Here is a 13,584-nt window from a genome sequence, read left to right as displayed (position 1 = left end):
CGGCAGGATTGGTCCTTTGAGCACTGTCGAACGGAAAATGCAGGCGCGGCCCAAAAAGGGCCGTGCCGCTCCCTTTTTCATGGGGCTGCTGCGATTCCTCGTCGTGGCGGTCACGACCTATCTTGGCCTTCTCGCCGTCACCTTCTTCATCGGGCGCGTCATACCGATCGATCCAGCACTCGCGATCGCTGGCGATCACGCGCCCCAGCAGGTGCTGGAGCGTCTGCGGCGCGAGATGCATCTCGATCAGCCGCTCTATCTGCAGTTCTACTATTATCTGCTGAGCGCACTCAGCGGCGATTTCGGCATCTCGGTACTGACGACCAATCCGGTCATGGACGACATCAAGCGCGTTTTTCCCGCGACGATGGAGCTTGCGACCGTCGGTACGATCATCGGCGCGCTGTTCGGGGTTCCCTTCGGCGTCCTTGCGGCCGTCCGCCGCAACAGCATCGTCGACCAGATCGTCCGCGTCATCGGTCTGGTCGGCTATTCCGTGCCGGTCTTCTGGCTGGCCATGGTCTCGCTCGTCATCTTCTACGCGAAACTGAACTGGGTCGCCTATCCAGGCCGCATCGACATCGCCTACGAATATACGTTCACGCCGATTACCGGCTTCTTCCTGCTCGATAGCGCGCTGCAGGGGCAATGGGACGTCTTCTGGGACGTTTTCCGCCACATCATCCTGCCGGCGTCGCTGCTCGGTTATTTCTCGCTCGCCTATATCAGCCGCATGACGCGCAGCTTCATGCTGAACGAGCTGGGGCAGGAATATATCGTCGCGGCCCGCGCCAAGGGGCTTTCGGAGACGCGGGTGATCTGGGGCCATGCCCTGCGCAGCGCCGCCGTGCCGCTGATCACGGTGATCGCGCTCTCCTATGCCGGGCTGCTCGAGGGTTCCGTGCTGACGGAGATCGTCTTCTCCTGGCCGGGCATCGGCTTCTACATCACCAGCTCGCTGCGCAATGCCGACATGAATGCCGTCCTCGGCGGCACCATCGTCGTCGGCACGGTTTTCATCGGCATCAATCTGATTTCCGATCTTCTGTATCGGACCCTCGACCCAAGGACCCGACGTAAATGACTGTCGAGACCACCCAACCCAGCTTGAGGGACTGGCTGCTCTCTGACCGGCCGCAGTCGCGCCGGCAGGCAAGACTCGGGCGAGCCTACGTCACATGGCGGCAATTCTCCGCCAATCGCCTCGCCGTCATCGGGCTGCTCATCATCATCGCGCTCGTGCTCGTGGCGGCGCTCGCCGATGTCATCGCCCCGCATTCGCCCGTCATCGGCGATCTGACGAATGCCTATCTGAAACCACCAGGCACGCCGGGCTATCTTCTCGGCACCGACGATCTCGGCCGCGATATCCTGTCGCGCCTGATCTACGGCTCGCGCTGGACGCTCTATATCGTCGTGCTCGTCGCGATCATTTCAGCGCCGATCGGGCTGATCATCGGCATGATGTCGGGCTATATGGGCGGCTGGGTCGACGTGATCCTGATGCGTGTCACGGATATCTTCCTCGCCTTTCCGAAGCTGGTGCTGGCGCTTGCATTCGCCGGCGCACTCGGAGCCGGCATCGAGAATGCCATCATCGCCATCGCCATCACGTCCTGGCCGCCCTATGCGCGCCTTGCGCGGGCCGAGACGATGACGGTCCGGCGCTCGGACTTTATCGCGGCGGTGCAGCTCATGGGCGCCTCGCCCTTGCGCATCATCTTCCGCCACGTCATGCCGCTCTGCATCTCCTCGGTGATCGTGCGCGTCACGCTCGACATGGCAGGCGTGATCCTGACGGCCGCCGGTCTCGGCTTCCTGGGGCTTGGCGCGCAGCCGCCATTGCCAGAATGGGGCGTGATGATCGCCACGGGCTTCAAATACTATCTCGATCAATGGTGGGTGGCGGCGATGCCCGGCATTGCGATCCTCGTCGTCAGCCTCGGCTTCAACCTGCTCGGCGATGGCCTGCGCGATGCGCTCGATCCGAAGGAGAGCGGGCAATGACGACACTTTTGACCGTGGACAACCTTAGGGTTCGCTATCCGACCCGCACGGGCGTCATCGACGCGGTGCGCGGCGTGTCGTTCACGCTCGGCCGCGAGCGGCTGGGCATCGTCGGCGAGAGCGGTTCCGGCAAATCGCAGACCGGCCGCGCCATCATGGGTCTGACGGCACCGCACGCGCTCGTCAGCGCCGATACGCTGAATTTCAATGGCATGGACCTGCTGTCGATTTCGGCGAGAGAGCGCCGGTCGCTGCGCGGCAAGCGCATCGCCATGGTGCTGCAGGACCCGAAATACTCGCTCGATCCCGTCATGACCATCGGCCGGCAGATCACCGAAACCTTGCGCACGCATGAAAAGGTAAGCAGGGCGGAGGCGCGAGACCGTGCTCTCGCCATGCTGGAGGCCGTGCAGATCCGCGATCCCGGCCGCGTCTACAACCTGCATCCGCACGAGGTCTCGGGCGGCATGGGCCAGCGCGTCATGATCGCCATGATGCTGATCGCCGGGCCGGAGCTTTTGATTGCCGACGAACCGACCTCCGCGCTCGACGTCACCGTGCAGCTCGATGTGCTTGAGATCATGGACAAGCTCGTTTCCGAGCGCGGCATGGGGCTGATTTTCGTCTCGCACGACCTGCGGCTGGTTTCGTCCTTCTGCGATCGTGTGATCGTCATGTATGCGGGCAAGGTGGTGGAAGAGATCAAGGCTTCCGAATTGAACAACGCCCAGCATCCCTATACGCGCGGCCTGCTGAACTGCATGCCTGTCATCGGCGAGAACCGGCATCCGCTGCCGGTGCTCGATCGCAAGCCGGAGTGGGCGGCATGACGGTAGCACTTGCAGTCGATGGCCTCAGCGTCGTCTATGATGGCTATTATGCCCTCGATGCCGTCGGCATAGAGGTGAACAGAGGCGAATCCTTCGGTCTGGTCGGCGAGTCCGGCTCCGGCAAGTCGACGCTGCTGCGCGCCGTCGCGGGCCTTGCACCCGTTACCGATGGTACCATCCGCGTCGGCGGCGAGCAGCTGAAGGGGGCGAAGCGCAGCAAGACGTTCTATCGTCAGGTGCAGATGGTGTTTCAGGACCCCTACGGTTCCCTGCACCCACGTCAGACGATCGACCGGCTGTTGCTGGAGCCTCTTGCGATCCACGGTATCGGCGACGCAGAGACGCGAATTGCCAGGGCACTCGATGAAGTGGGCCTGGGGAACGGTTTTCGTTTTCGCTATCCGCATCAGCTCTCCGGTGGCCAGCGCCAGCGTGTCGCCATCGCCCGTGCGCTGATCGTCGAACCGTCCGTCCTGCTGCTCGACGAGCCGACCTCGGCACTCGACGCCTCGGTGCAGGCCGAAGTGCTCAATCTGCTCGAGCAGGTGCGCAAGGACCGCAATCTGACCTTCGTCATGGTGAGCCACGATCTCGGCGTCATCACCCATATGTGCGAGCGCCTGGCCGTCATGCGCAACGGAGCGGTCGTCGAGAGACTGACGGCGAAGGAGCTCGCGGCCGGCGACGTGAAGGAAGATTACACGCGCAATCTGATGGTCGCCAGCAAGGGCTTCGTCCGTGCCTGAGCGGACGGGCGGCTCGCGCCCTCAACAGATTAACGAATGGCCCGCCTAAACACGACCAATCGTATAGACTATTGACACCTGCCGCAATTCTGTCATGATCTCGTTAATGGCAGTTAACTTTCGTGATCCCGATAAAGGATCAGACGTTAAGTGGAGGCAGGCATGTTTTTCATGGGTGGCATGACCATGGGCTATCTTCATCCGCCGGTTCCGGCGAAGCGGGAAGGTGCACGGTCCGCCCCTCTTTCTGACGAAAACAGCCGCCGCCAGACCGGACCTGCCGAAGAGCAGACGGCCGATACCAGCGCCATCGAGCGCAGCTTGATTTGGGCCCGCCGCATTCTTTGCTGATTGCGCATCGCCAATCTTTCGGGTCCTCGAAATCCAATGGTTTAATTTTTCTCAGGCCGCATGCTGGACGGAAATTCATCTCTACCTAATTGATAGGAAATGTATGAATGTCTGTCCCGGGCTTGTCCCGCGAGACATATAAAAAACGAACGGAGGCAAACATGGCGAATTTGGGTATGTCGAATACGCATGTGAATCAGTTCGATGGTTCCAAGCGCGCCGCCAAGACGCGGCAGAAGATTCAGATGGCGATCCACGTCGCCCTGTTTTCAGCCGCATTCCTGTTCGTTGCGGCCATCGTTTGCGGCATCGTCGTCTAAGGGCGACGCCTTTGGAAGTGGCAGTCGATGCTGCCACTGATTGTTAGGCCGATATCTCGGCGCCATCACATAAATTCCACTTTCATTTCGCTGGCATCATTTCGCCGGGCAAAGAAAATTTGCCCGGCCGATAGAATATGCCGCGTGAAAACAGTAAGCTTCACCCCAACATAAAGACGCCTGCGAAAGCGACTGGCGCGTCGTCATGCGGCGGCCTGGAGGGACCTCATATTATTCTGCATTGCTCCTCTTCCAGGAGCGGAGGCTGATCGCCGCTTTGGAATGGTATGAAGGAGTGGGTCCTGGCCTGGCGGGTTCTCGATCAGCAAGCAGCGCGCCGTTTGGCTCCGGGCGGCTTGCGAAAATGACGCGCGCCCGGAAGGAATTTGCGAATCTTTTGAGGGGGTTCAGTTTAAGTTCATCTTCTGCGGGATATTGAGGGTTCAATATGCCGAACCATGCTGAATTTCCGAAATTGGATGGATCAGCCCAAGGAGAATGCCTCATGACCTTGATCGATTGTCGTTGACGTGTGCGGATCGCTGCCGGAACCATTTGGCCGCGTATCCAGTTTCACGGACACCCAACCGGGATAATGGCAAAGCGCCACGATCCTTAAGAACGGCCCCGTGAAAATCTTCGCCTCTGTTTGTTTGTTCTAAGCCTTCATTTCGAATTCACCCCCTTCGCGCGCCGGGAAGCGAAGCAAAAGGGTCCAAATGCGTGAATTCTTGTGTCGGGCAGGGCAAAGACGATAAAGGCGATAATGCCACTCACTCTGTTTGGACCCAGAACCCGAATCCATGACATCTCAAAATCTCTCCACCGTTACGCCGCGCGATTCTGAAGCCAAGCAGATCGATCACAATGATGCGATCCGCGCCGCCTATTTCTCCAACGAACAGATAAGGGAATGCGGCGCGACCTTCGCCCGCAACGGCGCGAAAACCAAGCTGCCGGGCTTTGCGCCCTTCGATTTCTTCGCACGGCACAAGGAAAACGAAAAAGAGATCCTGCGCGTCTATCGCTCGGCCAATGCCGATGTCGATGCCGGCGAATCGATCACGCCAGCGGCGGAATGGCTGCTCGACAATCACTACATCATCGAAGAGGCCATTCAGGAGGTCCGCCGCGATTTTCCGAAGAAGTTTTACGATCAGCTGCAGACGCTGAGCATCGACGGCATGGTGATGCCGCGCACGATGGCGCTGGCCTGGCTCTATGTCGCCCATACGCATAGCACGGTATCCAATCAGGGCCTCTTGGCGCTCGTCGAAGGCTTCCAGTCGGTGGAGATGCTGAAGATCGGCGAGCTTTGGGCGGTCCCCTCGCTGGTGCGCTACATCCTCGTCGAAAACCTGCGCCGCATTTCGAGCCGCGTCGAGCAGAGCCGCATCACCCGCAAGAAGGCCAATGCCGCCGTCGACGAGCTGATCCGGCTGAACGACGACGCCAAGGTCGAGGAATTCCTGAAGACGCTCGAGCCCCTTACCTCGGACAACACCTTCGCCACGCAGTTCCTCTATCGCCTGCGCGATGGCTCGCATACGTCGGGCCTCGCGGTCACCTGGCTCGAGAAGCGGCTCACCGAGGCCGGCACAGACGCCGAAAGCGTGATGATGGCCGAGCACAATCGCCTGTCGTCGGGCAATGTGACGATGGGCAACATCATCAAGAGCTTGCGCCTGATCGACGATACCGACTGGTCCGTCTGGGTCGAAGAGGTCAGCGCCGTCGACAAGCTGCTCTGGGACGAGACCGATTACGCCAAGCTCGATCCGGGCTCGCGCAACAGCTATCGCCGCCGCATCGAAAAGCTCGCCCGCCGCTCCGACAAGACCGAAATGGAAATCGCCCAGGTCGCCATGGCGATGACCGAGGCCGCCAAGGCATCTGGCGAAGCCCAGCCGCGTGAGCCGAATATCGGCGATTTCATCATGGGTCAGCAGACGCAGCAGCTGGAAAAGGCGATCGGTTATCGCGCGCCTATTTCGGTGAGCTTCGTGCGCCAATGGCGCAAGCTCAACTGGCTGTCGATCGCAGCCCCCGTGCTATTTCTCACCGTCGTGGCGCTCGTCGTCGTCGGCTATTTCATGCGGCATGCCGGCATGGGCTGGGCCGAGACCATCCTGCTGCTGCTGATGTTCTCGCTGCCGGCGTCGGAAGGCGCCACCGGCCTCTTCAATTTCTTCGTCACCATGTATCTGACGCCGGCGCGTCTGGTCGGTTACGAATTCAAGGAAGGCATTCCGGAAGAGGCACGCACGCTGGTCGTCGTGCCGACACTGATCGGCAATCGCGATAGCGTCGACGAGCTCGTGCGCAATCTCGAAGTCCATTATCTCGCCAATCCGGGTGGCGAAATCTACTACGCGCTGCTCAGCGACTGGCCCGACAGCCAGGAGGAAGAGAGCGAGCGCGATCTGGAAATCCTCGACTATGCCCGCCGCGAAGTGGCCAATCTGGCTGCGCGCTACGACGAAGATGGCATTCAGCGCTTCTATCTGCTGCATCGCCGCCGTCTCTACAATCCGGCCGAAGGTGCCTGGATGGGCTGGGAGCGCAAGCGCGGCAAGCTGCACGAGCTGAACCTGCTCCTGCGCGGCGACCGCGACACCACCTTCCTGCCCGGCGCCAATATCGTGCCGAAGGACGTGCAGTATGTCATGACGCTCGATTCCGACACGCGCCTGGTGCGCGATACGGTGACGAAGCTCGTCGGCAAGCTGCATCACCCGATCAACCGCCCGGTCTTCGATGCCGAGAGCAAGCGCGTCGTGCGCGGCTACGGCGTGCTGCAGCCGCGCGTCACTCCGTCGTTGACGACGGGCAAGGATGCGTCGGTGTTCCAGCGCGTTTTCTCGGTCAATCGCGGTCTCGACCCCTATGTCTTCGCCGTTTCCGACGTCTATCAGGATCTGGTCGAGGAAGGCACGTTTACCGGCAAGGGCCTCTATCATGTCGATGCCTTCGAGGCGTCGCTGAAGGGCAAGATCGACGAAAATGCCGTTCTCAGCCACGATTTGCTCGAAGGCTCGATGGCGCGCTGCGCCCTCGTCACCGACTGCGAGCTCGTGGAAGACTTCCCGATCCGCTACGAAGTGGAAGTCTCGCGCCAGCATCGCTGGGCACGCGGCGACTGGCAGCTCCTTCCTTACCTCTTCAATCCGAAGCGCGGCGTCACTGGCCTCGGTCGCTGGAAGATGATGGACAATCTGCGTCGTTCGCTGACGCCGATCGCCTGGTTCTTCGCTTCCGTGCTCGGCTGGTACTTCATGGAGCCGCTGGCGGCGCTCATCTGGCAGATCCTGCTGATCTTCTGCCTGTTCGTCGCGCCGACGCTGTCGCTCATCAACGGCATCATTCCGCGCAGCAGCGATATCGTCGCTCGCGCCCATCTCTACACTGTATGGTCGGATATCCGCGCCGCCAATGCGCAGGTCGCATTGCGCATCGTCTTCATCGCCGACGGCGCCTGCATCATGGCCGATGCCATCGGCCGTTCGCTCTACCGCGCCTTCGTCAGCCGCAAGCTGATGCTGCAATGGCGAACCGCGGCAAGTGCCCAGGCCGCCGCGCAGACGACCATCCTCGGCCACTATCGCGTCATGTGGCATGCGCCCGTGTTGGCGCTGCTGGCTTTGGCATTCGCCTCGCTCTCCGGCGACAACGCCTTCTTTGTCGGCATTCCCTTTGCGCTGCTCTGGGTCCTGTCGCCGGCGATCGCCTGGTATGTCAGCCAGTCGGCCGAGACCGAAGACCGCCTTGAAGTGCCGGAAAGCGTTTCGTTCGAGCTGCGCAAGATCGCGCGGCGCACCTGGCGCTATTTCGAAACCTTCGTCGTCGAGCAGCAGAACCATCTGCCGCCCGACAACGTGCAGCAGACCCCGAATGCCGTCGTCGCCTCGCGGACGTCGCCGACCAATATCGGCGTCTACCTGCTGTCGGTCATCTCGGCGCGTCATTTCGGCTGGACGTCCTTCGAGGAAACCATCGATCGCATGGAAAAGACCATGGCGACCGTGGCGAAGCTCGAAAAGTTCCGCGGGCACCTGTGTAACTGGTATCACACCGACACGTTGAAGCCGATGGGCGCGCGCTATATCTCGGCTGTCGACAGCGGCAACTTCGCCGGCCATCTGATTGCCGTCTCGTCTGCCTGCCGCATCTGGGCGGAAGCGCCGTCGGCGCACATGCAGGGCAATCTGGACGGTATCGGCGACGTTGCCGGCATTCTCGCCGAAATGCTTGCCGAACTCCCCGACGACCGCAAGACGGTGCGGCCGCTGCGCCGCCGCCTGGAAGAGCGCATCGCCGGCTTCCAGAGCGCACTTGCCGCCGTCAAGCGCGAGCATGAATTCGCCTCCATCCGTGTCATCAACCTTTCGGTTCTGGCGCAGGACATCCAGAAGCTCGCGGCAAACCTCGACCACGAAGTGAAGTCGACGCAGAGCGGCGAAGTGCTCACCTGGTCGCAATCGCTGGTCAAGGTCTGCGAAGGCCATATTGCCGACAGCATCTTCGATCTCGCCAATGTGGATTCGCTGCGCCAGCGTCTGGCGAAATTGCGCGACCAGATGCGCAATCTCGCCTTCGGCATGGAATACGAATTCCTCTATCGTCCGGAACGGCGCCTGCTTTCCATCGGTTTCCGCGTCGAAACCAACGAGCTCGATGCCGCCTGCTACGACCTGCTGGCCTCCGAAGCCCGCCTCACCAGCCTTTTCGCCATCGCCAAGGGCGATCTGCCGACCGAGCACTGGTATCGCCTCGGCCGTCAGGTCGTGCCTGTCGGCTCGCGCGGGGCGCTGGTCTCCTGGTCCGGCTCGATGTTCGAATATCTGATGCCGCCGCTCGTCATGCAGGAGCGTCAGGGTGGTATCCTCAACCAGACAAACAATCTGGTCGTGCAGGAGCAGATGAACTACGCCAAGCGTCTCGGCTCCGATATCCCCTGGGGCATTTCGGAAGCGGCCTTCAATGCCCGCGACCACTATATGCACTACCAATACACCAATTTCGGCGTGCCTTCGCTCGGCCTCAAGCGCGGTCTCGGCCAGAATGCCGTCATCGCGCCCTATGCCTCGATCCTCGCCAGCCAGTACCGTCCGGCTGCGGCGCTGGAAAACCTGCAGAAATTGCGCAAGGTCGGCGCGCTCGGCATCTACGGCTTCCATGATGCCGTCGATTTCACGCCGACGCGTGTTCCCGAAGGCAAGAAGTGCGCGGTGGTCTATAACTACTATGCCCACCATCACGGCATGTCGATCGCCGCGATCGCCAACGTCGCCTTCAATGGCCGCCTGCGCGAACTCTTCCATTCCGATCCGGTGATCGAAGCGGCCGAACTGCTGCTGCAGGAAAAGGCGCCGCGCGATATTCCGGTCATGGCCGCCAAGCACGAGAGCGACCAGCCGGCCAATATCCAAGAAGACATGCTGCGCCCGGAAATCCGCAAGATCGCCGATCCGGCCACGCAGGATCGCGAGCTCGCCTTCCTCTCCAACGGCCATTATTCGGTCATGCTGACGGCGACCGGTGCCGGCTACTCGCGCTGGAACGGCCTGACCGTGTCGCGCTGGCGCGCCGATCCGACCGAAGACCGCTGGGGCACCTTCATCTTCCTGCGCGACATGGCCTCCGGCCAGTGGTGGTCGGCGACCGCCGAGCCGCGCAGCATCGAAGGAGAGAAGACCAAGGTCTCGTTCAGCGATGAAAAGGCCGAGTACAGCAAGACGGTCGGCGATTTCACCAGCGAGGTCGAATGTATTGTCGCGACCGAGCACGATGCCGAAGGCCGTCGCGTGACGCTGCTCAACATGGGTACGGAAGACCGCTTCATCGAAGTGACCTCCTATCTCGAGCCGGCACTTGCCAGCGACGACGTCGATTCCGGTCACCCGGTCTTCACGCGCATGTTCGTGCGCACCGAGATCGGCAACAGCGGCGACGTGATCCGCGCCGAGCGCAACAAGCGCGACTATAACGAGCCGGACATGACGGTCGCCCATCTGGTCGTCGACAATGCCGGATCGGAACGTCCGACCGAATTCGAAACGGATCGCCGCAAATTCCTCGGCCGCGGCCGCACCCTTGCGGAAGCTGCAGCCTTCGATCCGGGTGCGACGCTCTCCGGCACCGATGGCTTCACCATGGATGCCTGCCTGTCGTTGCGGCGCGTCGTGCGCGTGCCCGCCGGCAAGAAGGTCAGCGTGATCTTCTGGACGCTTGCCGCGCCGAACCGCGAAGAGGTCGACAAGGCGGTCGAGCGCTACCGCAACCCGGACACCTTCGGTATCGAACTTACGCAGGCCTGGACCCGCACGCAGATGCAGATGCGCCATGTCGGCGTCACCTCGCAGCAGGCCGCCGCCTTCCAGAAGCTTGCGCGCTATCTGGTCTATCCGGACATGCACCTGCGCGCCGACGGCGCCACCGTGCAGGCCGGCCTGCATTCGCAGTCCGCACTCTGGCCGGTGACGATCTCGGGCGATTTTCCGATCTTCACGCTGCGCATCAATGACGATGTCGACCTGGAAATCGCCAGAGAAGCGCTGATGGCGGCCGAGTATCTGCGGTCGCGCGGGATCAACGCCGATCTCGTGATCGTCAACGAGCGCGCCGTCGAGCATGCGCAGGATATGCAGCGCGAGCTGGACAAGTTCGTCGAGCATGTGCGCCACAATCAGGGCGACGGCCTGCGCCAGAACATCTTCTCGGTTCGCAAGGACCAGATCGAGAACGAGACCTATCAGGAGATCCTTGCCGCATCGCGGGTAATCTTCCATGCGCGCAACGGCAAGCTCGTCGATCAGATCGCCCGTGCGGCGACGCTCTTTGCCTCGGCGCCGTCCGATGGGCCGGCGCCGGCCAATCGTCTTACCGTGCCGGCCGCGCTGCAGGAATCGGTCTTTGCGGCCGACGCTCTGGAACCACAGGACGATCTCGATTTCTGGAACGGCTACGGCGGCTTCTCCAAGGACGGCCGCGAATATGTCGTTCGCCTGCCGGGCGGCCAGTCGACGCCGCATCCGTGGATCAACGTCATCTCCAACGAGCGCTTCGGCTTCCATGTGCCCGCCGAAGGCGGCGGTTTCACCTGGAGCCACAATTCGCGCGACTACCAGCTGACGCCCTGGACCAACGACATGGTCATCAACCGTCCGGGCGAGGCGCTCTATGTCGCCGATCTCGACAGCAACAAGGTCATGACGCCCTATGCCGGCCTGTCGCGCAATGCGAAGGTCCGTTTCGAGGCCCGTCACGGTCTCGGCTACTCCGTGTTCTCGAGCGAAGAAGATGGCGTGGCGCTGGAGCTGACGCAGACCGTCGATCGCGAGCGTCCGGTCAAGCTCTTCCGCCTGCGGCTCAGCAACAACGGCGGCAATAGCAGGCGGTTGCGGATCTATAATTATGCGGAATGGGTGCTCGGCACCAATCAGAACAAGACCCGGCCCTTCATCCTGTCGACGCTGGATGAGGAAACGGGCGCTCTGTTTGCTAACAACCCCTACAGCATCGACTACTTCAAGCGGACCGCCTTTATGGCGGCGAGCGAGACGCATTCGAGCTTCTCGGCAAGCCGCCGCGAGTTCATCGGCCGCCATGGCACGATCCAGATGCCGGAAGCCGTCGTTACGGCTGCCGCACTTTCCAACTCGGCGGATCTGGATGGCGATCCTTGCGGCGCGCTTGCCTTCGATGTGACGATCGCGGCCGGCGAGCAGAAGGAAATCTGCTTCTACATGGGCGATACGGCGACGGTCGAAGAGGCCCGTGCGCTGGTTTCGGAGATCCGCAAGGCCGATTTCGAGGCCGTGCTTTCCGAAGGCCGCGAATTCTGGAACGGCTTCACCGGCCATGTGAAGATTTCGACGCCGGACAAGGCGATGAACAACATGATCAACGCCTGGCTGCCCTATCAGAGCCTCGGCTGCCGCATCATGTCGCGTACGGCCTTCTATCAGTCGTCGGGCGCCTTCGGCTTCCGCGACCAGCTGCAGGATACGCTGGCATTCCTGGTGCATAGACCGGAGCTTGCACGCAACCAGATCCTCAATGCCGCCCAGCGCCAGTTCCGCGAGGGCGACGTGCAGCATTGGTGGCTGCCGGGCAGCGGCGCCGGCGTGCGCACGCATATTTCGGACGATGTCGTCTGGCTCGCCTACGCCATCGATCAGTACTGCACGGTAACCGGCGACAAATCGATCCTCGACGAGGAGCTTGCCTTCGTCGAAGGTGCAATGCTGATGCCGGGAACGCATGACGCCTTCTATCAGCCGAAGGTGTCGGAGGATAAAGTCAGCGTCTATGAACATGCGGCCTTGGCCCTTGACCTCGCGATCAAGCGCAAGGGCGGCAACGGCCTGCCGCTGATCCTCGGCGGCGACTGGAACGACGGCATGAACCGCGTCGGCATCCAGGGCCGCGGCGAAAGCGTCTGGCTCGGCTGGTTCCTGGCTGGCATGCTCACTGCCTTCCTGCCCTATGCCGAAGCGCGCGGCGACAAGGAGCGCGCCAAGCGCTGGTCCGACCATTTGCCGGAACTGCGCAAGGCGCTGGAGACGGCCGGCTGGGACGGTGGTCACTATCGCCGCGGCTATTTCGACGACGGCAGCCCGCTCGGCTCCAGCGAGAATTTCGAGTGCCAGATCGATTCGATTGCGCAGTCGTGGAACATTCTCTCCGGCGAAGGCGACAGGGCACGCGGCGAGAAGGCGATGAACGCCGTTCTCGACAAGCTGGTCGACGACGAAAACCGCATCATCCGGCTGTTCACGCCGCCCTTCGCCAAATCGGCGCGCGATCCGGGCTACATCAAGTCGTATCCGCCAGGCGTGCGTGAAAACGGCGGCCAATATACCCATGCTTCGACCTGGGTCGTCATGGCGTTGGCGGAGATGGGCCGTGGCGACGACGCCTGGCGTTGCTTCGATATGCTCAACCCCGTCAACCATGCACGCGATCGTGATCAGGCCGATACCTATCGTGTAGAGCCCTATGTGGTCGCTGCTGATATTTACGGTGAAGGACAATTGACGGGCCGAGGCGGCTGGACCTGGTACACGGGCTCCGCCGGCTGGCTGTATCGCGTCGCTGTCGAAGGCATTCTCGGTATCCGCGTGAAAAACGGACGACTTTTCGTCAAACCGGCCTTGCCTTCGAACTGGGACGGCTTTGCGGCAGATCTCGAACTGCCGAGCGGAAATTACCGTATTTCCGTCTCAAAAGCGCCCGATGCGGCGACATACTCGGTCACCATCAATGATAGGGCGGTCGCCCAACCCGAAGAGGGCTATCCGGTCGGACAGTAGCGTTTCCTACGCTGTT

General features: G+C 61.7%; 7 protein-coding genes. All 7 read left to right on the top strand.

Going from position 1 to position 13,584, the window contains the following annotated elements:
• Nucleotides 1-16 precede the first annotated feature (16 nt).
• The 7 genes from ACIQWP_RS19955 to ACIQWP_RS19925 all read left to right on the top strand — a co-directional run bounded on the left by ACIQWP_RS19955 (nucleotide 17) and on the right by ACIQWP_RS19925 (nucleotide 13,568).
• The gene (locus tag ACIQWP_RS19955; RefSeq protein ID WP_402790925.1) at nucleotides 17-1,084 is read left to right on the top strand and encodes an ABC transporter permease; all 1,068 of its coding nucleotides are present in this window, start codon (nucleotides 17-19) and stop codon (nucleotides 1,082-1,084) included.
• Complete coding sequence (locus tag ACIQWP_RS19950) at nucleotides 1,081-2,007, top strand: ABC transporter permease (protein ID WP_402790922.1); 927 nt, start codon at nucleotides 1,081-1,083, stop codon at nucleotides 2,005-2,007. Before ACIQWP_RS19955 ends, ACIQWP_RS19950 begins: the two co-directional genes overlap by 4 nt.
• On the top strand, nucleotides 2,004-2,837 hold the full coding sequence (locus ACIQWP_RS19945; protein WP_402790919.1) for an ABC transporter ATP-binding protein: 834 nt from the start codon (nucleotides 2,004-2,006) through the stop codon (nucleotides 2,835-2,837). The genes ACIQWP_RS19950 and ACIQWP_RS19945 overlap by 4 nt, the downstream gene beginning before the upstream one ends.
• Complete coding sequence (locus ACIQWP_RS19940; protein ID WP_402790916.1) at nucleotides 2,834-3,583, top strand: ABC transporter ATP-binding protein; 750 nt, start codon at nucleotides 2,834-2,836, stop codon at nucleotides 3,581-3,583. Before ACIQWP_RS19945 ends, ACIQWP_RS19940 begins: the two co-directional genes overlap by 4 nt.
• Before the next feature lie 162 nt (nucleotides 3,584-3,745).
• Nucleotides 3,746-3,934 (top strand): hypothetical protein, encoded by a 189-nt coding sequence (locus ACIQWP_RS19935; RefSeq protein ID WP_402790914.1) that lies wholly within the window; start codon nucleotides 3,746-3,748, stop codon nucleotides 3,932-3,934.
• 161 nt (nucleotides 3,935-4,095) lie between these two features.
• The gene (locus tag ACIQWP_RS19930; RefSeq protein ID WP_402790911.1) at nucleotides 4,096-4,254 is read left to right on the top strand and encodes a hypothetical protein; all 159 of its coding nucleotides are present in this window, start codon (nucleotides 4,096-4,098) and stop codon (nucleotides 4,252-4,254) included.
• Between the two features lie 803 nt (nucleotides 4,255-5,057).
• Complete coding sequence (locus tag ACIQWP_RS19925) at nucleotides 5,058-13,568, top strand: GH36-type glycosyl hydrolase domain-containing protein (protein ID WP_402790908.1); 8,511 nt, start codon at nucleotides 5,058-5,060, stop codon at nucleotides 13,566-13,568.
• Nucleotides 13,569-13,584 lie beyond the last annotated feature (16 nt).

Source organism: Rhizobium sp. NPDC090279, assembly GCF_044769665.1.
In the GTDB taxonomy this organism is placed as follows: domain Bacteria; phylum Pseudomonadota; class Alphaproteobacteria; order Rhizobiales; family Rhizobiaceae; genus Rhizobium.
The sequence above is the reverse complement of the archived record's forward strand: the minus strand, read 5'-3'. Positions and strand labels throughout refer to the sequence as shown.